The sequence below is a fragment of the Streptomyces sp. NPDC059740 genome (assembly GCF_042733155.1).
Lineage (GTDB): Bacteria > Actinomycetota > Actinomycetes > Streptomycetales > Streptomycetaceae > Streptomyces.
On sequence record NZ_JBHWGP010000040.1, the window covers coordinates 19425 to 40641 of the forward strand.

A 21217-nucleotide genomic window follows, 5' to 3' on the forward strand; every position below is an offset into this window, starting at 1 on the left:
CCCACCCGCCGCGCCCACGAGGGGTGACCCGGCTCTGCTGCCGGTTCAGGGTGGCGGGCAGCGCGAGCAGTGGTGCGGAGACAGGCGGCACGGCGGGGACGCGGCACGGCGGAGTGGCGGCGCGGCGGGGTCAGAGACCGGCGATGCGGGCGACGAAGAAGCCGATGCAGGCGAGGATCACCACGCACAGCACGGCCAGGGGCCACAGCCGCCACCCCTTGGTGGGGTTGTGCCGCTCCTCCGGCCCGGCTCCTGAGGTGCTGCTCTCGGCCGGCGGTGTGCTGCCCGGGGGGACGCCGCCACCCGGCTCCAGGCCGGGCGAGGTGTCCGGGTCGGGATCGGGGTTGGCTCCAGAGGGTGTGTCCATGGGGTCCGGGTGCACGGCCGGGGACGGTTCACACCTGCTCGGTGCGGATGCGCCGCCCGTGCCCGCCCGTGCCCGCCCGCGCACCGGCACGACGTCCGCGGGTGGCCGTCCCGTCCGTCCTCACCCCACGTAGCGGCGGGCCCGGGAGGTGCGCTGGGCCGCCTCCAGCAGGGCCAGGCGCCGCTCCAGGTCCGGCGGTACGGGGTCGCGCCGGCGCAGTACCCAGGGCAGGCCGGCCGCGGCCAGGGCGAAGGCGCGGAGCGAGGGGAGGTCGTGCGGGACCGTGCGCGCGAGGTGGGCGGTGCGGCGGAGCGCGGCCGGCAGGGGACGGCGCAGCCAGGTGAACCAGAGGGTGTTGCGCAGGCCGGTGACGCGGCGGGCGGTGCTGTCGCGCACGGTGGAGGCCGCGTGGTGGATGGTCAGTTCCGGTACATAGGCCAGCCACCAGCCGGCGCGCTGGAGGTCGGTGGCGAGCAGTTCCTCCTCGCCGCCCAGCCACAGCCCCGGGTGGAAGCCGCCGGCCGCCCGGAACGCGTCGACGCGCAGCACGGTCGCGGCGGCCAGGAAGGAGCCGATGGCGGGCCCCGGCAGCCAGTCGGGGCCGGTCAGCGGCGAGTCGCGCAGGTCGGCGACGACGGGGTCCTCCTCACCCGAGGGTTCGACCAGGATGCGCGCGGTGACGCCGGCCAGCGCCGGCCGGGCGTCCAGCAGGTCGGCGGCGTGGCGCAGCGACCCGGGCTCCCACCAGGTGTCGTCGTCGCAGAACGCCACATAGGGGGTGGTGACCTCGCGGACGGCGAGGTTGCGGCCCACGGCACCGAGGTTGGCACCGGCGCGCAGCAGCCGTACCTCGGGGTGGGCCGCGGCGACAGCTTCGGGTGTCCCGTCGGTGGAGGCGTTGTCGGTGACGATGACGGGCGGGCGTTCGGGCAGCGCGCCGGTCCGCGCCAGGGTGTGCAGGAGTTCGGGGCGGCGGTCGCGGGTGATGACGACCACCGTGGTGCGGTCGTCGGGGGCCGGGGGGCGGGTGGCCCGGGGGCTGTGCACGGGCGCCCGGTCGTGGCGGGTGCGGGTGGGTTCCTGCGTCATCGTCCGGTCAGCCCCTCTCCAGCGCGCACGCGGCGCGCTCCACGTCACCGGGCAGCGGGCGGCGGTCGCGGAGGGCGGCCGGCAGGCGGGCCAGCGTCCCCCACAGTGCGGTGCGGGCCTCGGCGTCGCGGCGGGCGGCGGCGGCGAGGGCCACGGTCCCGCGCAGCGCCACGGGCAGGGGGCGGCGCAGCCAGTGGGTCAGCACGGCGTTGCGGTGCTGCAGTCCCCGTCTGCCGGGCCGCTCGCCGGGTTCGGGGTGGTGGTGGGCGACCACGGACGGTTCGTGGACGACGGCCCAGCCGCTGGCGGTGAGGTCGTAGGCGAGCAGGGTCTCCTCGCAGCCGAAGAACAGCACGCGGTGGTAGCCGCCGGCCGCCAGGAACGCCGACTTGCGGGTGACGGCGGCGCAGGCCAGGAAGCCGAGGACGGGGACGCCCGGGGCGTCGGTACGGGCGGGCAGCGGCGAGTGGGCCAGCACGGCGTTGAGGGGGTCCTCGTGGTGTTCCGGGCCGACCAGGGTGCGGGCGGCCAGCAGGCCGAGCCGGGGGTGGCGGTCCAGGAGGTCGGCGGCCCGCTCCAGCGCGCCCGGCGCCCACCAGGAGTCGTCGTCGCTGAAGGCGACGTAGGGCGTCACGGCGTGCCGCACGGCGAGGTTGCGGCCGAGGGCGCCCAGGTTGCGGCCGGGGGTGAGGACGCGCGGTTGCGCGGGGTGGGCCCGGGCGGCTTCGGCGGTGCCGTCGCGGGAGCCGTTGTCGACGACGAGGAGGGGCGGGCGTTCGGGGAGGGCGGCCAGCCGGTCCAGGGTGTGCAGCAGGCCCTGGCGGCGGTTGCGGGTGATGAGGGCGACGGTGACGCGGTCAGTGGGCACCGGCGGCCACCTTTCCCTGGACGGCGTCGAGGACCTCGGCGACCGAAAGGCGCAGCAGCAGCGGGTCGGGGGTGGTGCCGTGCGGGTCGCCCGGTGGGCCGGGGTGCCAGAGGGCGGTGTGGCGGGGGCCGGGGGGCGGGCCCCACAGGCTCGGGGCCACGGGCCCGCACAGGGTCACCGAGGGCGTGCCGTGGGCGACGGCGAGGTGGGCGAGTCCGGTGTCGCCGCTGAGCAGGAGGGCGGCGCCGGCCACGAGGGCGCTGAGTTCACCGAAGGGCAGGCCGCCGGCGTACAGGTCGGCGGCGGGCAGGCCGGCTGCCGACGCGATGCCCGCCAGCAGGGGCTCCTCGCCGGGGCCGCCGGTGAGGACGACGCGGTGGCCCTCGGCGCGCAACCGGGCGGCGACGGCGGCGTAGCGGTCGGCGGGCCAGCGGCGGGCGGCGGCGTCGGCGCCGGGGTGCACCAGGATCGCGCCGGGGCGCGGGGAGGGCGTCTGGGGTGGGGGCAGGCGCAGGTCGAGGGGGTCTGCGGGGATGCCGTGGCCGCGCAGGAAGCGGCACCACCGCTCGCGTTCGTGTTCGTCGGCGCGCCAGCGGGGGTGGCCGGGCGGGGGCGAGGGGTGGGCGAAGGACCACAGGCGGCCGGGGTGCAGCGCGGCGAGTGCGCGGTGGCTCTCGGGGCCGTTGCCGTGCAGGTCGACGGCGAGTTCGGGCGGGTCGCCCGGCCAGTGGCCGAGGTCGGGGACGCCGCGTGCGGGGGCGGCGGCGGGCAGCAGCACGTCGACGGCGCCGGTGGCCCGCACCGCCTCGGCCAGGGCGGCGGGGGCGGCCAGGTGGAGGGTGTGTCCGGGGTGGGCGCGGCGCAGGGCGCGCAGCGCGGGGACGCCGGCGAGCAGGTCGCCGAGTCCCAGGGCGCGCAGCACCAGCAGGCGGGGGCGGGACGGCACGGGCGTCACCTGCCGGTGCGGGCGGTGAGGGCTTCGCCGGGGCGTTCGGGATCCTCGCCCGTGTCCGCGAGGCGGTGGGCGGTGGCACGGGTTACCAGGGAGGTGCTGGAGCGGCCGTCGAGGTAGGGCAGCAGGACGACCTGGCCGCCCCAGCTCTCCAGGAGTGCGGCCTCGGGGAGTTCGGCGAGTGCGTAGTCGCCGCCCTTGACCCAGATGTGGGGGCGCAGGTCGCCCAGGAGGCGTTCGGGGGTGTCCTCGTCGAAGACTGCGACGGCGTCGACGCATTCCAGGGCGCGCAGCACCCGGACCCGGTCGGCGGCGGGCACGATGGGGCGGCCCTCGCCCTTGCGGCGGCGTACGGAGGCGTCGGAGTTGACGCACACCACGAGGCAGTCGCCGGTGCGGCGGGCCGCTTGGAGGAGGGAGACGTGTCCGGCGTGGACCAGGTCGAAGCAGCCGCCGGCCGCCACGACGGTGCCGCCGGCGGCCTTCACCCGGGCGACGACCTCGGCGGCGGAGGCACCGGGTTCGAGGTCGGTGGCGGTGAGGTCCGCCGCGGGGCCGTCCTCGCGGCCGAGGCCGGCGGTGAGCGCGCGGGCGCCGCCCAGGGCCACGTAGTGGGTGGCGGCGTGCACGGCGGCCTGCACGGTGTCCTCCGGCAGTGCCCCGTCGGCCAGCTGGCCGGCGGCGGTGGCGGCGAAGCGGTCGCCGGCGCCGCAGGGGTCACCGCCGGCCTGCCAGGGTGCGGGCAGCAGCAGCGGGGCCTCGCCGTGGGAGAGGAGTGCGCCGCGGTCGGCGAGGGTGACGGCGACGGAGGTGACGTGCCAGGCCTTGACGAGGGCCCGGGCATCGCGGGCGGCGGTGCGCAGCGCCTCGCCGGGGCCGGCCCCGTCCGCCTGCCGGGGGGCGTTCTCGTCCGGGGCGTCCGCGGTCAGCCGGACGGGTTCGCGGGGCGGGGTCGCGTTGTCGGGCAGTGCCGCGGCGAAGTGGCGTGCCTCGGCGGCCGAGGGGGTGACCAGGCGGGCGCCGCGCACGGGTGCGGCGCCGCGCGGGTGGGGGTCCCAGACCAGTGGGACGCGTCCGGCGGCGCGGGCCAGGGCGGGGCGCAGGACCTCGGCGGTGCCGCGTCCGTAGTCGGCCACCAGGATCGCGCGGGCGTCGCGGATCGCGTTGCGGGCCTCGTCGGTGGCGCCGGCCGCGTGTCCCTCCCCGTCGTCGATGCGCAGCAGCGGGTGGCCGGCGGCCATGACGCGGGACTTCTGCGACAGGGCGCCGCGCAGCGGCAGTTCGACGAGGTGGACGCGGCCCCGCAGCAGGCTGCGCAGGGCGTGGCTGGCCTCGTCGTCGCCGAGGGCGGTGACGAGGGTGACCTCGCGGCCGTCGGCGGCGGCGAGGTGGGCGGCGAGGGCGGCGCCGCCGGGGCGGCTGGCGCGGTGGGCGCCGTGGACCACGGGCACGGGGGCGTCGGGGGCGAGGCGTTCGGTGCGGCCGTCGATGTCGTGGTCGAGGAGTGCGTCGCCGACCACCAGCAGGGGCGCGGGGTTGCTCATGCCTGGTCCCTTCTCAGCGCGGTGTCCTCGCTCAGGTGGGCGAGGCGGTGGCGGGCGAGGGGGGTGGCGGGGGCGGTGTCGGCGGTGGGGAGCCGCGCGGCCTGCCGGCGGGCGGCCACGGCCTGGTCGAAGGACTCGCAGATCATGTGGACGGCCACCAGGTGCAGTTCCTGGACGGTGGCGGAGGTGGCGGCCTCGACGCACAGCGTCTCGTCGGCGGCGGCCTGAAGGGGGTTGGGGGCGGGTCCGGTGAGCGCCCAGACCGTCAGGCCCGCGCGGCGGGCCTCGCTCGCCGCGGTCAGGAGGTTGGCGGAGGCGCCGCTGGTGGACAGGAGCATCAGGACGTCGCCGGGGCGGCCGTGGGCGCCGACCTGGCGGGCGAAGACCGCTTCGACCCCGTAGTCGTTGGCGATGGCGGTGGTGGTGGAGGTGTCGGCGTGCAGGGCTATCGCGGAGTAGGGCGGCCGGTCCTCGCGGTAGCGGCCGACGAGTTCGGCGGTCAGGTGCTGGGCCTGGGCCGCGCTGCCACCGTTGCCGGCGGCCAGCAGCCGGGCGCCGGCGGAGAGGGTGGCCGCCAGGTGCTCGCCCCACCGCGCGGCGAGGTCTGCGGAGTCGCGGAAGGTGGTGAGGGCCGCCAGCAGGTCCTCGCAGTGCCGGGCCGGTGGGGTGGCGGTCATCGGTGGTCTCCCGTGGGGGTGGGGGCTGCGGCGAGGCGGTGGTAGACGCGGGTGACGCCGTCGGTGACCCGGTCCCAGGTGTAGCGCTCCAGGACCCGTTGCCGGCCTGCAGCGCCGAGGCGGATCAACCGGTCGGGGTCGGTGAGCAGTTGGGTGAGGGCGCGGACCAGTGCCGGCTCGTCGCCCGGGGGGACGAGGACGCCGGTCACTCCGTCGGTGACGGTGTCGAGCTGGCCGCCGACGGCGGTGGCGAGGACCGGGGTGCGGCAGGCCATGGCCTCCAGCGGGACGATGCCGAAGGGTTCGTACCAGGGGATGGACAGGACGAGGTCGGCGCCGGACATCAGGCGGGGCATGTCCTGGTGGCCGACGCCGCCGAGCAGGGTGACGCGGTCGGCGACGCCGTGCTCGACGGCTGTCTTCAGCAGGCGGACGGCCTCCGGGTCGGCGGGGAGCCGGTCCGGGGCGGGGCCGCCGGCGATGAGGAGTTCGGTGTCGGGGACGTGTTTGAGGGCCCGTACCGCGCGGTCGAAGCCCTTGCGGGGCACCAGTCTGCCGACGGCGAGCAGGCGGCGGCGCACGCCGGTGGCGGGGCCGGTCGAGGCGTCGGGGGTCACGGGGGCGAAGTGGTCGGCGTCGACTCCGCAGGGCACGACGGTGACGTGGCCGGTGGGTACGCCCATGGCGGCGAGTTCGGCGACCTCGTCGGAGCAGGTGGCGATGACGGCGTCGCTCTCGCGCGCGATGCGGGTCTCGGTGGCCACCCGCGCGGCGGGGCTGGTGTCCTCGGTTCCCTGATGGCGTCGCTTGACGGTGCCCAGCGCGTGGTAGGTCTGCACGACCGCGGTGGGCAGGTGCTGTGCGCCGCGCAGGGCCGCGGTGCCCGACATCCAGAAGTGGGCGTGGGCGATGTCGGGCGGCTGCTGGGCCCAGAGCGTGGCCAGTCGGTCCCCGAAGGCGGGCATGAGGGGCCAGAGTTCGTCCTTGGGCAGGGGCGCCGCGGGGCCGGCGGTGACGTGCACGACGTCGAACCCCTCGGCCGTGACGACCCGTTCCGGCAGCTCGGGGTCGTCGCGGCGGGTGTAGACGGTGACCTGGTGGCCGCGCCGGGCGAGGTGGGCGGAGAGCTCGGCCACGTAGACGTTCTGCCCGCCGGCGTCGGCTCCGCCGAGTGCGGCCAGGGGGCTGGCGTGTTCGGAGACCATCGCGATGCGCAGGGGTCTTCCGGTCGCGTCGCTTCTCACCGGACCTCCTTCAGCAGGTGCTCCCAGTCGTCCAGGAAGCGCGGCAGTCCGTAGCGGGCCAGTGCGGCCTCGCGGGCGGCCCGGCCCACCGCGGCGGCGTGTTCGCGGTCGGTGAGGAAGGCGCGGACGGCGTCGGTGAGGGCGTCGAGCCGGTTGGAGACGACTCCGGCGCCGGGCGGCACGGCCTCGCGGACCTCGGTGGTGTCCAGGGCGACCACGGGCATGCCGAGGAACATGGCCTCCAGCAGGGAGAGCCCCAGGGAGGTCCAGCGCACGGGGTGGACGTAGACGCGGCAGCGGGCCATCTGCGGGTGCAGTTCGCCCTGGGGCAGGTCGCGGGCGCGGCACTCCTGCTCGCTCATGCCCAGGTGGGCCGCGAGTTGCTCGGTGCGCATGCCGAAGACGTCCAGCGGCGCGGCCTTGGCCAGCAGCGGCAGCAGGTCGGTGCCGGTGGTGCGGCCGCGGCGCACCGGTTCGTTGACGACCACCGCGGCGCGCTCCCGCTCCCCCGTCCACAGCGGGCCGGGGTCGATGATGCCGTGTTCGACGACGGCGGTGGGGGCGCGGCCGTTGTCCCACATGAGGCGGTTGAAGTGGGTGACGTGGACGATCGGCACGTCGTCGCGGTCGGCGAGCGGGTGGCGGGTGTGGGTGGGTGAGCCGTCGGGACTGTTGTGCTCGACGTAGAGGGCGGGCACGTCGAGGCCGGGGCGGCGGCCGGTCCAGCGGTGTGCGAGCTCGATCTCGTGGGGGCGTTGCAGCACCACCAGGTCGATGTCGCTCTCACGGAGCCGGTCGTGGGGGACCTCGGTGACGTTCTGCGGCCAGTCCCAGGTGCGGGCCCTGCCCAGGCCGTCGGGGCCGCGGTCGGGGGTGACGGGGAGCAGGTAGGTGTGCGGGCCCTGTACGAAGGCGGTGGTCCAGGAGCCGTGGACGTGCCAGATGAGGATTCTCATGCCTCGTCCACCTCCAGGAGCTTCTCGACCGCGCGCAGCACGTCCTCGGCGGTGACCTCGTTGAGGCAGGGATGGCCGGAGACGGGGCAGGTGCGGGCGCGGCTGTCGGCGCAGGGGGCGAACTGGTCGCCGAGCAGGACGTGGGGGACGCCGTGCGGGCCCCAGCGGTCGGCGGGGACCACCGGGGCGAACAGTGAGACGACGGGGGTGCCGACGGCCGCGGCGAGGTGGGCGGGCCCGGTGTTGCCGCAGACCACGACGTCGGCGGCGCCCAGGACGCCCGCCAGCTGGTGGGGTTCGGTGCGTCCGCCCAGGTCGACGGCGTGCCGTCCGGCGACGGTGCGGGTCAGCTCGCGTTCGTCCGGGCCGCCGGTGACGATGACGCGGTGGCCTGCGTCGGCGAGCATCTCCACTGCTTCGGCGCAGCGTTCGGGGCTCCAGGCGCGGGAGGGGGCGGTCGCGCCGGGGTGGACGACCACGTAGGGGCCGTTGCCGGTGAGGGGGGCGGTGTCGGGCGCGGGGGTGACCCGCATCCGGCCGTCGTCGTGGGCGGGCAGCGGGAAGCCGGCGGCCTCGGCCACCGCGAGGGCGGCGGTCACCTCGTGGCAGCCGGGGGCGCGGTGGTGGCGTACGTCGAGCAGGCTGCCCGGGTAGTCCACGCTGTCGGCGGTGATGCGCTCGACGCCTGCCATGCGCAGCACGAGCGCGGTGGGCAGCGGCGACTGGTGGAAGGAGGTGAGGACGACGGCCGTGTCGTAGGCGCCGGCCCGCAGGCGTTCCACCAGGCGGGGCAGGTCGGCGTCGGCCACCGTCGGCGGGTCCACGCCCTCCCAGGGCGCGTCCCAGACCAGGACCTCGTCGATGCCGGGCAGCAGCCGGGCGGCGGGTGCGCCGCGGGGGCCGCAGACCATCGTGACGTGGTCGGAGCCGGCTGCCACCGCACGGACCGCGGGTCCGGCGAGCAGCACGTCTCCGAAGCTGTCCAGGCGCACTACGAGCGCTTTCACTGGCAAGTCACCTCTTCGCCTTCGGTGTTCGACGTCGGTTGCGTCGCTCGGCCGTTGTCGCTGGTGGTCGTGGCGGCGGGCCTCTGGGGCCGGGCCGGGCGCGGGGCGCCGTCGGAGGCCGTCTCGGTGCCGGCCAGCAGCCAGCGGACGGCGGTGAGGGCGTCGGGGGCCACGCGCGGGCGGGCGCGGACCTCCTCGGGTCGGGTCACGGCGGTGGGGACGAGGACGGCGCGTGCGCCGGCGGCGCGGGCCGCCGCCATGTCGGCTCCGATGTCGCCGACGACGGCACAGCGCCGCGGTGCCACGCCGAGGGTCCGGGCCGCCGTCAGCACCAGGCCCGGACGGGGTTTGCGGCAGGGGCAGCCCTCGTCGGGGTGGTGGGGGCAGTAGCACCAGACGTCGAAGGGGCCCAGGAGCGTGTCGATGCGGGCGTTGACCCGCCGGACGTCGTCCTCGGTGAGCAGGCCCCGCCCGACGCCGGACTGGTTGCTGACCACGCCGGTGGCCACGCCGTGGTGGCGCAGCAGCGCCAGCGCCTCGCGCACGCCGGGCAGTACGCGCACCCGGGTCGGGTCGGCGTTGTAGGGCACGTCCTCGACGAGGGTGCCGTCGCGGTCGAAGAGGACGGCGGCGGGGGCGTGGGAGGTGGCGTCGGGGCGGCCGGTGGGCGTGGTCACGCGGCACCGCCTCCCCACAGCAGTGCGGCACGGTGGCGCACCAGGCCCGTCAGCCGGTGGTGGACGGCCAGCGGGGGGATGACCAGGCTGGTGAGGAGCATGGTGGTGATCTCCTCGGCGGTCCGCGGGCCGGGCGCGATGCGGGCGGCGGCGAACTCGGCGGTGCCCAGGGCCCACAGGCCGGCCGCCCAGGCCGCGGCGCGGGGCCGGCCGGCGAGGGCGAGCACCGGTGCGACGAGGGCGGCGGTGGTCACGGCGGCGTGGCGGGGCAGCCGGCCGCGGGGGGCGCGGGCGCGCAGCCACCAGTCGGGGCCGTGCAGGTGGGTCATCAGGGCGTCGTCGGCGTTGCCGCGCTGGGCGCGTACCGAGACCCAGCGGTCGACGGGGCGGACCGGGTGGCGGGTCAGGCGGGTGCCGCGGGTGAGATGCCACCCGGCGTAGCCCATGCGCAGGGCGAGGTCGGCGTCCTCGCGGAAGGCGCGGCGGAACCTCTCGTCGAAGCCGCCGGTGTCGCGCAGTGCACGGGCGCGGTAGGCCATGTCGGCGGTGGCCCAGGCGGCGTGCTGGAGGCCGGCGGTGCCACGCTCCCAGTCGGTGGCCCGGCGGTGCCCCGGCAGCGGGACGCGCAGCCGGCCCTGGACGCCGCCGGTGCGGGGGTCGGCGGCGGCCAGGTCCTCGGTCAGGCGCTCGCGCCAGTCCGGCATGACCTGGACGTCGTCGTCGAGGAAGACCACCCAGGGGGCGGTGGTGGTGCGCAGGCCCGCGTTGCGGGCGGCGGCCGGTCCGCGACCGCCGCTGGTGACCACCCGTACCCGGCCGCAGAGTTCACCGGCGGCTTCCAGCGGCAGGTCGCCGGTGGGGGCGGGCCGGTCGTCGACGACCACGACCTCCTGGGGTGCCGGTCCGGTGGCGGCGGCCAGGGTGGCGAGGCAGTCGGCCAGGCAGCTCCGGCCGATGGTGGGGATGACGACGGCGTAGCGGGTGTCGTCGCCGGCGGGAGGCTCGGCGTGGCCGGTGGCGTGCGGGGCCGGGCCGGGGGTGTGGGTGGCGGCGTCGAGCACCGCGGTGTCCTCGGGGCGCTCGGACCGGTTCAGGGCGGGTCGGGTGGGGCCGGTGTGTCGCCTGCTCATGCGAAGGCCTTTGCTCGGCGGACGGCGAACGGTCCGATGGCCAGGAGGTCGACGGGGGCCGAGGCGAAGCACTCCAGGGCGCCACGCGGGTCGTCGACCATGGGCCGGCCTGCGGTGTTGAGGCTGGTGTTGACGACGACGGGCAGGCCGGTGCGGCGTTCGAAGGCGTCGAGCATGCGGGCCACCAGCGGCTCGGTGGCGGGGTCGACGGTCTGCACGCGGGCGGTCCCGTCGACGTGGACCACGGCGGGGATGCGTTCGCGCCACTCCTTTGCGACGTCGTGGACGAAGAGCATGTACGGGCTGGGCAGCGGCCCGCCGGAGAAGAGTTCGGGGGCGCGGTGGGCGCTGACCATGGGGGCGACGGGGCGGAACTCCTCGCGGCCCTTGACGGCGTTGAGGCGGTCGAGGTTCTCGGCGCGACCGGGGTGGGCGAGCAGCGAGCGGTGGCCCAGGGCGCGCGGCCCGAACTCGGCCCGGCCCTGGAACCAGGCGACCACGCCGTCGCGGGCGAGTTCCTCGGCGACGGTCTCGGCGATGTCGGGGCTCTCCTCGTAGGGGATGGCCGCCCGCTCCAGCCAGGCGCGGAGTTCCTCGTCGTCCCAGCCGCGACCGAGGTCGGCGCCGGGCATCGGGCTGACGGTGTCGCCGGTGGCGGCCACGTGCAGGGCGGCGCCCAGGGCGGTCCCGGCGTCGCCGGCGGCGGGCTGGACCCAGATCTCCTCGAACGGGCTCTCCCGGTGCAGGCGGCTGTTGGCCACGCAGTTGAGGGCGACGCCGCCGGCGAGGCCCAGGACCCGTTCGCCGGTGCGTCTGTGCAGCCACCCGGCCAGGTCGAGGAGGAGGTCCTCCAGGCATGCCTGGGCGCTGGAGGCGAGGTCGGCGTGGTCCTGGTTCCAGGGGGCGTCGCCCTGCCTGGCGGGGACGATGGTCTCCCAGGGCACCTTGCGGGCGCGGAAGCCGCCTTCGCCGGCGGCGTGCACGAACTGCCGCAGTTCCTCCCGGAAGCGCGGCTTGCCGTAGGAGGCGAGCGCCATGACCTTGTACTCGTCGCTGCTGCGCAGGAAGCCGAGGTGTTCGGTGAGGTCCTCGTAGAACAGGCCGAGCGAGTCGGGCAGGCTCTGGCCGGCGAGCACCGTCAGGCGTTGGCCGACGTAGCGTCCGGCGAGGTGGGAGGCGCACTCGCCGCGTCCGTCCAGAACCATGACGGCGCAGCCGGGGTGCGGGGAGGCGAGGCCTGCGGAGGCGGCGTGGGCGACGTGGTGGGCGACGAAGCGCACCTTCTCGCGGGTGAGGCCGGGCAGCGCCTCGACGAGGAAGTCGGGGGCGCGGCGGGCGTAGTCCTGGCGCAGTCCGTCCCAGGGGTCGTGGAGGCCCATGGCCTCGGCGCTCTGGGCGAGGTCGGGGTCGTAGGAGTAGGCGACGGCGTCGAGGTCGGCCGGGGTGAGGCCGGCCTGGCGCAGGCACCAGCGGGCGGCCAGTTCGGGCAGTTCCCAGGCGGAGAAGGGCACCGGTCGCTTGCCGTGCTTGCGGCGGCTGAAGCGCTCCTCCTCGGCCGCCGCGACGACCCGGCCGTCGACCACGAGGGCTGCGGCCGGGTCGTGGAAGAGGGCGTTGACCCCTAGAACACGCATGTGCTGCCTTTCGCTCGGGCCGGCGGGGTGTGGCGGGGCGGCGGGGCGGCTGGTCCGTCTGCCGCGTGGCCTCAGCCGGTCTGCCGGTCCACGGGGAACTGGCTGGTGAAGTAGGTGATGGTGCGCTTGAGGCCCTCGTCCCAGCCGACCCGGGGCTGCCAGCCGAGGAGTTCGCGGGCGAGGCCGGTGTCGGGCCGGCGCCGTCCCGGGTCGTCGACGGGGCGCTCGACGAACTCCACCACCGAGGAGGAGCCGGTGAGTTCGAGGACGCGTTGGGCGATCTCCAGGACCGTGGTCTCCTCGGTGCCGCCGATGTTGACGGGGCGCAGGGACCTGCTGGCAGCGACCGCGAGGACGCCGTCGACCGTGTCGTCGACGTAGCACAGCGACCGGGTCTGGCCGCCGTCGCCGGCCACGGTGAGGGGCAGCCCGGCCAGAGCCTGGCTGATGAACGTCGGCACCGCCCGCCCGTCGTGGGCGCGCATCCGCGGGCCGTAGCTGTTGAAGAGGCGCACGATGCCGGCGTCGACGCCGCGTTGGGCGGCGTGGGCGGTCACCAGCGCCTCGGAGAAGCGCTTGGACTCGTCGTAGACGCTGCGCGGCCCGACGGGGTTGACGTTGCCCCAGTAGTCCTCGCGCTGCGGGTGGACGAGGGGGTCGCCGTAGACCTCGGAGGTGGAGGCGAGCAGGAAGCGGGCGTCGTCGCGGGCGGCCAGCAGGAGGGCGTTGCGCGTGCCGGTGCTGCCGACGTCGAGGGTCTGCAGCGGCCAGCGCAGGTAGTCGACCGGTGAGGCGGGGCAGGCGAAGTGCAGGACGAGGTCGTAGGGGCCGCTGAGGGCCAGGACCTGTTCGGCGTCGCAGACGTCGCACTCGGTGAACCGGAAGCCCGGCCGGTCCCGCAAGTGGGCGATGTTGGCGGTGGAGCCGGACAGCAGGTTGTCCACGCAGTCCACCTCGACGCCCTCGTCGAGCAGTCGTTCGCACAGGTGGGAGCCGAGGAAGCCGGCTCCTCCGGTGACCACCGCGCGCTGCCAGGGGCGTCGGCCGGTTATCGGGCTCGGGGTGTTCATCGCGGCCTCTCTCCCAGGGTCGACGTCGTGTGCGCGCTCCGGTCGGCGGTGCCGCCCGGCCGGGTCCTCCCCCGCCGGGCCGTCTCCGCGCTTCGCAGTGGTGGCGCCTCTCGGTCCGCGGCCCGTCGGCGTCTCGGGGCCCGTCGCGGTGGCCGGGGCGAGGTCCGGGCGACGCGCCGCGGGGTGCCCTCACCCGGCTACCTCTACTCATGTGATAGCAAATGACGACAATTCGGGTGCTGGGCAGAGCCCCTGCTGCGGTGCGGGGAGCCCGTACTGACGGGGTCCGCGCCGGTTCCGGGGCGTTGAGCCGTTCGAGGGAGCGCACGTGTCGGACCCCGTCGAGGAACTCCTGGCCGAGCTGGCGGCCTCTCCCCCGGCGCCCGGTGCGCCGCGCCGCACTCTGCTCACCGGCTGGTTCAGCTTCCGGGACGGCGAGGTCACCGCCGGGGACGTGCTGGCGCTGCGGCGGGTCGAGCAGGCGCTGGAGCGGGCCGGGGTGCCGTTCGAGACCGCGTGGAGCCCCGGTTTCGCCCCCGAGGCCCTCTCGCTCGACGCCGTCGATCCCGGCGCCTTCTCCCACCTGGTGTTCGTCTGCGGACCGGCGCACGGCCCCCAGGTGGTGGGGCTGCACGAGCGTTTCGCCGGCTGCCGCCGGATCGCGGTGGACGTCAGCGTCGTCTCAGGCCGGGACCCCGCGGTCGCCGGCTTCGACGCGGTGCTCACCCGCGACGGCGGCGGGGCTCCGCCCCGCGTGGACCTGTCCGCCCACGCCCCCGGGCAGGCCCCGCCCCCGGTGGTCGCCGTGGTGCTGACCTCCGGGCAGGGCGAGTACCGGGGGCGGCGACGCCACGACGACGTGAGCGACGCGTTGACCGAATGGCTGCGCGGAACGGACTGCGCCCGGCTGCCGCTGGACACCCGGCTGGCCACCGACGACTGGCGGCTGTGCGCCACGCCCGAGCAGTACCTGGCGGTGGTCCGGCGCACCGACCTGGTGGTCACCACGCGGCTGCACGGCCTGGTCCTGGCGCTGCGGGCCGGGGTCCCGGCGCTGGCGGTGGACCCGGTCGCCGGCGGGGCGAAGGTCTGGGCCCAGGCCCGGGCCTGCCGGTGGCCCGCGGCACTGCTGCCCGAGGAGGTGTCACCGGCGACACTGCGGGCGTGGTGGTCGTGGTGCCTCTCGCCGCGGGGGCGCGGCGCGGCGGTACGCCGGGAGCGGTGGTTGCGGCGGGGCCGGCTGCCCGAGGCGGCGGAAGCGGTCGCCGGCACCGGCGGGGCCGGCGACGGGCCGGGCGCGGTGGCGCTGCTGCCGCACCGGTGACCCGCCCCTGGGCGCCGGAGAAGGTGGTCAGCGCGCCGCCGGGACCGGCCGCTCGACCGCCGGCCGGCTGAGCAGTTCGCCCATGAGCCGGCCGAGCGCCACCGGGTCCTCGGCGTGCGCGAGGTGGCCCTGACCGGGCAGCAGGGTGGTCCGGGAGTCCGGCAGGAGGTCCGCGACGCGGTCGAAGGCCGGCCCGTAGGGCTCCACGCCCCGGTTGCGCTCCCCCAGGATCAGCTCCGCCCGCACCCGCGACCACGCCTCAGGGTCCGGCCGGAACGTGTCGATGGCGGCCAGTTCGGCCGCCAGCGGCGCCGCCAGGGAGCAGAGCACCGGCCAGTCGGGGGAGGACCGCAGCTCCTCGACCCGTTCCCGGGGGAAGCCGGAGAGGTCGACGTTGACGATCTCCACGGCGCGCTCGGGATCCGCTGCGCTCAGCGCCGGCAGGACGTCGCGCCCGAACGGCGCGAGCACCGGCTCGTAGGCGACCACCGGACCCTCGACGAGGGCGGCTGCCTCGGGGCGCGCCGCCGTTTCCAGGGCGATCGTGCCCCCGTAGCTCCAGCCGGCCAGTCGCACCTTCCCGAGGTGGGCCACCCACGCCAGCAGGTCCGCCACCTCGGTCTCGAAGCCGTAGTCCGGGCCGAGCGCGCCGCTGGGCGCCCGGCCGCGCCGGTTGAGGACGAGCACGGGGGCGGGGTGCTCCAGCGCTTCGGCCACCGGACCGAAGGAGCGTGCGTCAGCCATCGCCCCCGGCACCAGGAGGACCGGCGTCCCTTCGCCCGGCCGCCACAGTCCGTGCAGGCGGTCCCCGTCGCGTTCGATCGTGCGTGACTCCATGCCCCACCCTCATTTCTGGGTTGATCGTTCCCGAAATCGTAGCCGGGGCTGCCGCGGAGGTCCACTACGATCCCGGTGTGCGCACAAGAGGCAGGCCCAGGGCCTTCGACCGGGAGCAGGCACTCGTGGCGGCCACGAACCTGTTCTGGACACGGGGCTACGAGGGCTCCTCACTCGCCGACCTCACCGAGGCGATGGGCATCTCCTCCTCCAGCCTCTACGCGGCCTTCGGCGACAAGAAGACGCTCTTCCGCGAGGCGGTCCTCGGATACACGCACCGCTACACCGTGCTCCACCAGGAGGCCATGACCGAGCCGAGCGCCCGGGAGGCGGTCGAACGGCTGCTGCGGACGAGCGTGGCGGAGTTCACCGACGCCGACCGCCCCACCGGCTGCCTCACGGTGAGCGCCGCCATGGTCGGCGGCTCCGACACCATCGACGTCCGGGAGACCTTGCGTTCCCTCCAGGAGGAGCACGCCCGGATGCTGCGCGAGCGCGTCGAGGCGGACACCAGCCGGGGCCTGCTCCCGGCGGACACCGACGCGGCCGCGGTCGCCGACTGGGTGCAGGTGCTGTGGCAGGGCCTGTCGAACCAGGCCAACAACGGTGTGAGCCGGGAACGTCTGCAGGCCGTGGTCACCGCCGCACTCGCCGCCTGGCCCGCCTGACCCCGCACCGCCCGGACCCTCCTCGCCGACGCCCCGCGCCGCTCCCCCTCCCGCAGCTGTCGCACGGTTGCGCCGCCCCCTGCGGGGTACCGGGGGCGCGTTGTCTTCGTCGGGAACGGGAGAGGTGCGGAGTGGCTTCGCCGGTGAGAAGTGAGGTGGCGGTGCCGGAGCTGCAGGGCGCCGAGTTGCGGGCCCGCGTCGCAGCCGGGTTCGCGGACCTGGTGGCCGGGGGCTGGGACCCGCCGCTGCCGGGGGCCGGCCGGACCTGGGAGCGTTTCGCCGCGCTGGCCGAGGTGGCGGGGCGCGATCTGTCGTTGGCCCGCCTCGCGGAGGGCCACGCCGACGCCGCGGCCGTCCTCCACGAGATCGCCGGGCGGCTGCCCGCGGCCGGTGAACGCTGGGGCGTGTGGGCCGCCCAGCCCCCGGGGACGGGGCTGCGCGCCCGCCGGACCGAGCGGGGCTGGGTTCTCGACGGCCTCAAGGCGTACTGCTCGGGCGCCTCCGCGCTCACCCACGCCCTGGTGACGGCCGCGGCGCCGGACGGCAACCGGCTGTTCGCCGTGCGCGTCGAGGAGCCGGGCTGCCGCCCGCGGGCCGGGACCTGGCAGGCGATCGGCATGGCGGGCAGCGACACCCCGGACGTGGACTTCACCGACGTGTCCGCCGAGCCGGTCGGCGGGGTCGACGCCTACCTGGACCGGCCCGGCTTCCAGCACGGCGGGATCGGGGTGGCGGCCTGCTGGTGGGGCGGCGCCGAAGCGGTCGCCCGCACGCTCTACGAGGCGGTCGACCCCGAGGCGCCCGAACCGCACGCCGCGGCACACCTGGGCGAGGTCGAGACGCAGTTGCACGCTGCCCGCGCGGTGCTGGAGCAGGCCGCCCGGGAGATCGACGAGGACCCGCGCGACCTGCGGGGACAGGCCCGGCTGCGGAGCCTGCGGGTGCGGGCGCTGGTGGCGGAGGTCTGCTCCGCGGTCCTGCGCCACACCGGTCGCGCCACCGGCGCCGGGCCGTTGTGCCACGACGCGGCGCACGCCCGGCGCGTCGCGGACCTGGAGGTGTACGTGCGTCAGCACCACGCCGAGCGCAACCTCGCGGAGCTGGGCGCCCTGGTCGGCCGCCGGCCGGTGACGGGAGGTGCCCGGTGAGCGCGGCGGTCAGCGACCCGATCCAGGCGCCCGGCACACCGGAGTCCTGCTGGCAGGAGTGGCCCGGGCTGCGAAGCCTGCCGCAGCGGGCACTGCCGCGCCGTGGACCCGTCGTCGTGGTGGCCGCCCACCCCGACGACGAGGTGCTGGGGTTCGGCGGCGCCATGGCGCTGCTGGCTGCGGCCGGCGTGCCCCTGCGCCTGGTGGCCGTCACCGACGGGGAGGCCTCGCACCCGGACGCCGCGATGGGCCCGGCGGCGCTCGCCGCCCGCCGGCGCCGGGAGACCGAACTGGCCCTGGCCGAACTGGGCGTAGCGGAGGCCGAGACGGTACAGCTGGGTGTGCCCGACACCGGGGTGGCCGAGCACGAGGCTGCGGTGCGGCAGGCGCTGACCACGGCGGTCGAGGGGGCCTCGCTGTGCGTGGCGCCGTGGACGGGTGACGTGCACGCCGACCACGAGGCGGCGGGCCGGGCCGCGGCCGCGGCGGCCGGTGCGGCCGGGGTGGAGTGCCTCTTCTACCCGGTGTGGACGTGGCACTGGGCGCGGCCGGGGGACGCCCGCGTGCCGTGGGACCGGGCCGCCCGGATCGACCTGGAGCCGCAGGTCCTGCGCCGCAAGAAGGCCGCGGTGGACCGCTTCGTCACCCAGCTCCGTCCGCTGGAGCAACGGGACGGGAGCCCCGGCGAGGTCATCCTGCCGCCCGGGGAACTCGCCCACCACCTGCGGCCGTTCGAGGTGGTGCTGCGGTGAGTACCGGGGCCGGCTACTTCGAGGAGATGTACCGCCGCAGCGAGGACCCGTGGCGGCTGGAGGACCGCTGGTACGAACAACGCAAGTACGCCCTGACCGTGGCGGCCCTCCCCTGCCGGCGCTACGGCGCCGCGCTCGAGGTGGGGTGCTCCGTGGGCCGGCTGACCCGGCTCCTCGCGCCGCGCTGCGAGTGGCTGCTGGCCGTCGACCGGGCAGCCGCGGCGGCCCGGACCGCCCGGGAGCGCACCGCCGACCTGCCGGGGGTGACGGTGGAGCAGCGCACCGTTCCGGATCAGTGGCCGCCCGGCAGCTGGGACCTGGTGGTGCTCTCCGAGGTGCTCTACTACTTCGACGAGGAGCCGCGGCAGGCGCTGCTGGAGCGTGCGGTGCGATCGATGACGCGGGACGCCACACTGGTCACCGTCCACTGGAACCATCCGGTCGCCGAGCACTGCGGCACCGGGCACGAGGTCGCCCGCAGCCTCGCGGCGGTCGACGGCCTGGTCCTGCTGGCCGACCACCGCGAGCCGGACTTCACCCTCCAGGTCCACCAGCGCCGGCTGCCCGGCACCGCCGTGCCGCCGACACCGGCGCAGGCCGAGGGGCTGGCGCCCGAAGCCGCCGGGGGTGGCCGTGGTTGAGGCGCGCGGCGCCGGGGCGGGCCGCAGCACGGTCGCGGGTGTGGTGGTCGCCGTGCCGGCGCACGACGAGGCGGAGACGCTGGCCGACGCCCTGGCCGGGGTGCGGCGGGCCGCGGCCCACCGCGAACTGGCGCAGGTGCCGGTCGTGGTGGCGGTGGCGGCGGACTCCTGCCGGGACGGGACGGCGGACCTGGCGCGCAGCCTCGGCGCGGAGGTGGTCGAGGTCGCCGTGCGCAGCGCGGGAGCGGCCCGGGCTGCCGCCGTGCGGCACGGGTTGCACGTGCTGGGGCTGCCGGCGGGCGAGGTGTGGGTGGCCACCACGGACGCCGACAGCGTCCCCGACCCGCAGTGGCTCGCCCACCAGCTCCGGTGTGCCCGGTCGGGGTGGGACGCGGTGGCCGGGACCGTCGTGGTGGGCTCCTGGCCCGCCGGCTACCCGGCGGCGGCGATCCTGCGGTACGCCGAGCACTACGCCCGCGGCCTCGGCCCGGACGGCGGGCACGGCCACGTCCACGGCGCCAACCTCGGGGTCCGGGCCGACGCCTACCTGCGGTGCGGGGGTTTCCCCGCGCTGGTGACGGGCGAGGACCGGGCACTGGTCACCGCCCTCCAGGCCGCGGGCGTGCCGCTGCTGCGGAGCCGGGCCCACCCGGTCGTCACCTCCGCACGCACCGATGCCCGCGCGCCCGGCGGCCTCGGGGCACTGCTGTGCCGCCTCCAGCAGCCGGACGGGGTCGAACCGGCGGCGTAGCAGTCCGCGGCGGGCCGGCCCCGGTACGGACAGCGGTGGTCCCTGGCCCTACTGGTTACCGGCCGCCCGTCCCGCCCGGTCACCCCTCCCCCGGTTTTCCGCGCCCTCCACCCGGGCACCCACCGGCCCGTCCGCACCGGCCGGTGCGGACCGGTGGAGGGAGCGCGATGGCCGTCGTGCCGGAGTCAGCCGCGGACGCCGTGGTGGTCGGGGCCGGTCCCAACGGGCTGGTCGCCGCGAACATCCTCGCCGACGCGGGCTGGCGGGTGGTGGTGCTGGAGTCCCAGGACACCCCGGGAGGGGCGGTGCGCAGCGACCGCGGCGTGCATCCCGACTACGTCAACGACGTCTTCAGCTCCTTCTACCCGTTGGCGGTGGCCTCGCCTGCTCTGGCGGCGCTCGGCCTGGAGCGGTGGGGGTTGCGCTGGAGCCACGCCCCCGCCGTCCTGGCCAACCCGCTGCCCGACGGGCGGTGCGCGGTCATGCACCGGGACGCCGAGCGCACCGCCGCCGGGCTGGAGGAGTTCGCCGCCGGTGACGGCGAGGCCTACCTGCGGATGGTGGAGCTGTGGCGGCGGCTCGGCGGTGACCTCATGCAGGCGCTGTTCACGCCCTTTCCGCCCGTGCTGGCCGGGGCCCGGCTGGCGGGCGCGGTCCACGGGGCCGGCGGGCTGCGGCTGCTGCGCAGTCTGCTGCTGCCGGTCCGCAGGTTCGCCCAGGAGAACTTCACCGGCGAGGCGGCCGGGGTGCTGCTGTCCGGTTGCGCGCTGCACGCGGACCTGACACCGGAGGCACCCGGTTCCACGGCGTTCGGCTGGCTCCTGGCGATGATCGGTCAGCAGCTGGGCTGGCCGGTGCCGGCAGGTGGGGCGGCGGCGCTGACCGAGGCGCTCGTCGCCCGGCTCCAGGACCGGGGCGCAACGCTGCGGTGCGGCAGCCGGGTGGTGGAGGTGACGGTGGGTGGCGGCCGGGCGACGGGGGTTCTCACCGCGGACGGTGAGCACCTGGCGGCCCGCCGGGCCGTGCTGGCCGACGTGCCGGCCACCGCGCTGTACGGCGGGATGGTCGGCTGGGAGGAGCTGCCGGCGCGGCTGCGGGAGGACATGCGGCGCTTCGTGTGGGACCACGCCACGTTCAAGGTCGACTGGGCGCTGCGCGGCCCCATCCCGTGGTCCGCCCCCCAGGCGGCGCTCGCCGGCACCGTCCACCTGGCCGACGGGGTGGACCACCTGACCCGCCAGGCCGCCCAACTGGCCACCTCCACCGTCCCCGACCGGCCGTTCGCCCTGCTCGGGCAGATGACCACCGCGGACCCGGGCAGGTCCCCTGCGGGTACCGAGTCGGCGTGGGCCTACACCCACCTGCCGCGGCACATCAAGGAGGACGCGGGCGGCGGCGGCCTGGACGGGCGGTGGGGGCCGGCCCAGCGCGAGGTGATGGCGGCCCGGCTGGAGGCGGAGGTCGAGCGCTGGGCGCCGGGGTTCCGCGACCTCGTCGTGGCCCGCCGGGTGCTGGCCCCGCCCGACTTCGAGGCACGCGACGAGAGCCTGGTGGGCGGGGCGCTCAACGGCGGTACGTCCGCAGTCCACCAGCAGCTGGTCTTCCGGCCGGTGCCGGGCAGCGGCCGTCCCGAGACACCGGTGCCGGGCCTGTACCTCGCCTCGTCCTCGGCCCACCCGGGCGGCGGCGTGCACGGGGCGTGCGGTGCGAACGCGGCCCGGGCGGCGCTGCGGGGGCGGGGCGGGGGGCTGCGCCGGCTGCTGGGCGGGGCCGCGTCGAAGGTCCAGCGCCGCCTGGTCGCCGACACCGGGGACGCGGGCGCCGGGGCGGGCCGGCTGTGAGCGTCCACCGGGTCGGGCGGCGGGCCGCGGGTGCCGTCCG

General features: G+C 76.7%; 21 protein-coding genes. 7 read left to right on the forward strand and 14 right to left on the reverse strand.

Annotated elements, in window-relative coordinates:
- Positions 1 to 130: 130 nt before the first annotated feature.
- The 13 genes from ACFV3R_RS29800 to ACFV3R_RS29860 all read right to left on the reverse strand — a co-directional run bounded on the left by ACFV3R_RS29800 (position 131) and on the right by ACFV3R_RS29860 (position 13215).
- Positions 131 to 367: a DUF6480 family protein gene (locus ACFV3R_RS29800; RefSeq protein ID WP_385589611.1), complete on the reverse strand. Its 237-nt coding sequence runs from the start codon at positions 365 to 367 to the stop codon at positions 131 to 133.
- Positions 368 to 487: 120 nt separating this feature from the next.
- Positions 488 to 1456, reverse strand: a complete 969-nt coding sequence (locus tag ACFV3R_RS29805; protein ID WP_385589613.1) for a glycosyltransferase family 2 protein — start codon at positions 1454 to 1456, stop codon at positions 488 to 490.
- A 7-nt stretch (positions 1457 to 1463) separates the two neighbouring features.
- The gene (locus ACFV3R_RS29810; RefSeq protein WP_385589615.1) at positions 1464 to 2324 is read right to left on the reverse strand and encodes a glycosyltransferase family 2 protein; all 861 of its coding nucleotides are present in this window, start codon (positions 2322 to 2324) and stop codon (positions 1464 to 1466) included.
- The gene (locus tag ACFV3R_RS29815) at positions 2314 to 3270 is read right to left on the reverse strand and encodes a glycosyltransferase family 9 protein (protein ID WP_385589617.1); all 957 of its coding nucleotides are present in this window, start codon (positions 3268 to 3270) and stop codon (positions 2314 to 2316) included. Before ACFV3R_RS29815 ends, ACFV3R_RS29810 begins: the two co-directional genes overlap by 11 nt.
- 5 nt (positions 3271 to 3275) lie before the next feature.
- Entirely contained in the window at positions 3276 to 4820 is a 1545-nt protein-coding gene (gene rfaE2 / locus ACFV3R_RS29820; protein ID WP_385589619.1) for a D-glycero-beta-D-manno-heptose 1-phosphate adenylyltransferase, read from the reverse strand.
- Positions 4817 to 5497, reverse strand: coding sequence for an SIS domain-containing protein (locus ACFV3R_RS29825; RefSeq protein ID WP_385589621.1), 681 nt, complete (start codon positions 5495 to 5497; stop codon positions 4817 to 4819). Before ACFV3R_RS29825 ends, rfaE2 begins: the two co-directional genes overlap by 4 nt.
- Positions 5494 to 6702: a glycosyltransferase gene (locus tag ACFV3R_RS29830; RefSeq protein WP_385589673.1), complete on the reverse strand. Its 1209-nt coding sequence runs from the start codon at positions 6700 to 6702 to the stop codon at positions 5494 to 5496. The genes ACFV3R_RS29825 and ACFV3R_RS29830 overlap by 4 nt, the downstream gene beginning before the upstream one ends.
- Before the next feature lie 35 nt (positions 6703 to 6737).
- Entirely contained in the window at positions 6738 to 7697 is a 960-nt protein-coding gene (locus tag ACFV3R_RS29835) for a glycosyltransferase (RefSeq protein WP_385589623.1), read from the reverse strand.
- Positions 7694 to 8704 (reverse strand): glycosyltransferase family 9 protein, encoded by a 1011-nt coding sequence (locus ACFV3R_RS29840; protein WP_385589625.1) that lies wholly within the window; start codon positions 8702 to 8704, stop codon positions 7694 to 7696. The genes ACFV3R_RS29835 and ACFV3R_RS29840 overlap by 4 nt, the downstream gene beginning before the upstream one ends.
- Positions 8701 to 9381 carry a D-glycero-alpha-D-manno-heptose-1,7-bisphosphate 7-phosphatase gene (locus ACFV3R_RS29845; protein ID WP_385589627.1) on the reverse strand — a complete coding sequence of 227 codons (681 nt, stop codon included), beginning with the start codon at positions 9379 to 9381 and terminating at the stop codon, positions 8701 to 8703. The genes ACFV3R_RS29840 and ACFV3R_RS29845 overlap by 4 nt, the downstream gene beginning before the upstream one ends.
- The gene (locus tag ACFV3R_RS29850) at positions 9378 to 10511 is read right to left on the reverse strand and encodes a glycosyltransferase family 2 protein (protein ID WP_385589629.1); all 1134 of its coding nucleotides are present in this window, start codon (positions 10509 to 10511) and stop codon (positions 9378 to 9380) included. Before ACFV3R_RS29850 ends, ACFV3R_RS29845 begins: the two co-directional genes overlap by 4 nt.
- A complete protein-coding gene (locus ACFV3R_RS29855; RefSeq protein WP_385589631.1) occupies positions 10508 to 12145 on the reverse strand; it encodes a carbamoyltransferase in 1638 nt (545 codons plus the stop codon). Before ACFV3R_RS29855 ends, ACFV3R_RS29850 begins: the two co-directional genes overlap by 4 nt.
- Positions 12146 to 12216: 71 nt before the next feature.
- Positions 12217 to 13215, reverse strand: coding sequence for an NAD-dependent epimerase/dehydratase family protein (locus tag ACFV3R_RS29860; protein ID WP_385589633.1), 999 nt, complete (start codon positions 13213 to 13215; stop codon positions 12217 to 12219).
- A gap of 328 nt (positions 13216 to 13543) precedes the next feature.
- Here ACFV3R_RS29860 and ACFV3R_RS29865 point away from each other — a divergent pair, with 328 nt between their 5' ends.
- Positions 13544 to 14539, forward strand: a complete 996-nt coding sequence (locus ACFV3R_RS29865; protein ID WP_385589635.1) for a polysaccharide pyruvyl transferase family protein — start codon at positions 13544 to 13546, stop codon at positions 14537 to 14539.
- A 27-nt stretch (positions 14540 to 14566) separates the two neighbouring features.
- Here the strand turns inward: ACFV3R_RS29865 and ACFV3R_RS29870 are convergent, their stop codons facing one another.
- Positions 14567 to 15376: an alpha/beta fold hydrolase gene (locus ACFV3R_RS29870; RefSeq protein ID WP_385589637.1), complete on the reverse strand. Its 810-nt coding sequence runs from the start codon at positions 15374 to 15376 to the stop codon at positions 14567 to 14569.
- A 77-nt stretch (positions 15377 to 15453) separates the two neighbouring features.
- On the opposite strand from ACFV3R_RS29870, the gene ACFV3R_RS29875 reads away from it, so the two are divergent.
- The 6 genes from ACFV3R_RS29875 to ACFV3R_RS29900 all read left to right on the forward strand — a co-directional run bounded on the left by ACFV3R_RS29875 (position 15454) and on the right by ACFV3R_RS29900 (position 21177).
- Positions 15454 to 16044 (forward strand): TetR/AcrR family transcriptional regulator, encoded by a 591-nt coding sequence (locus ACFV3R_RS29875; protein WP_385589639.1) that lies wholly within the window; start codon positions 15454 to 15456, stop codon positions 16042 to 16044.
- 143 nt (positions 16045 to 16187) lie between these two features.
- A complete protein-coding gene (locus ACFV3R_RS29880; RefSeq protein WP_385589641.1) occupies positions 16188 to 17192 on the forward strand; it encodes an acyl-CoA dehydrogenase in 1005 nt (334 codons plus the stop codon).
- Positions 17189 to 17944: a PIG-L deacetylase family protein gene (locus ACFV3R_RS29885; RefSeq protein WP_385589643.1), complete on the forward strand. Its 756-nt coding sequence runs from the start codon at positions 17189 to 17191 to the stop codon at positions 17942 to 17944. The genes ACFV3R_RS29880 and ACFV3R_RS29885 overlap by 4 nt, the downstream gene beginning before the upstream one ends.
- Entirely contained in the window at positions 17941 to 18585 is a 645-nt protein-coding gene (locus ACFV3R_RS29890; RefSeq protein WP_385589645.1) for an SAM-dependent methyltransferase, read from the forward strand. The genes ACFV3R_RS29885 and ACFV3R_RS29890 overlap by 4 nt, the downstream gene beginning before the upstream one ends.
- Complete coding sequence (locus ACFV3R_RS29895; protein ID WP_385589647.1) at positions 18578 to 19336, forward strand: glycosyltransferase; 759 nt, start codon at positions 18578 to 18580, stop codon at positions 19334 to 19336. The genes ACFV3R_RS29890 and ACFV3R_RS29895 overlap by 8 nt, the downstream gene beginning before the upstream one ends.
- 167 nt (positions 19337 to 19503) lie before the next feature.
- The gene (locus ACFV3R_RS29900) at positions 19504 to 21177 is read left to right on the forward strand and encodes a phytoene desaturase family protein (RefSeq protein WP_385589649.1); all 1674 of its coding nucleotides are present in this window, start codon (positions 19504 to 19506) and stop codon (positions 21175 to 21177) included.
- The last annotated feature ends 40 nt before the right edge of the window (positions 21178 to 21217 follow it).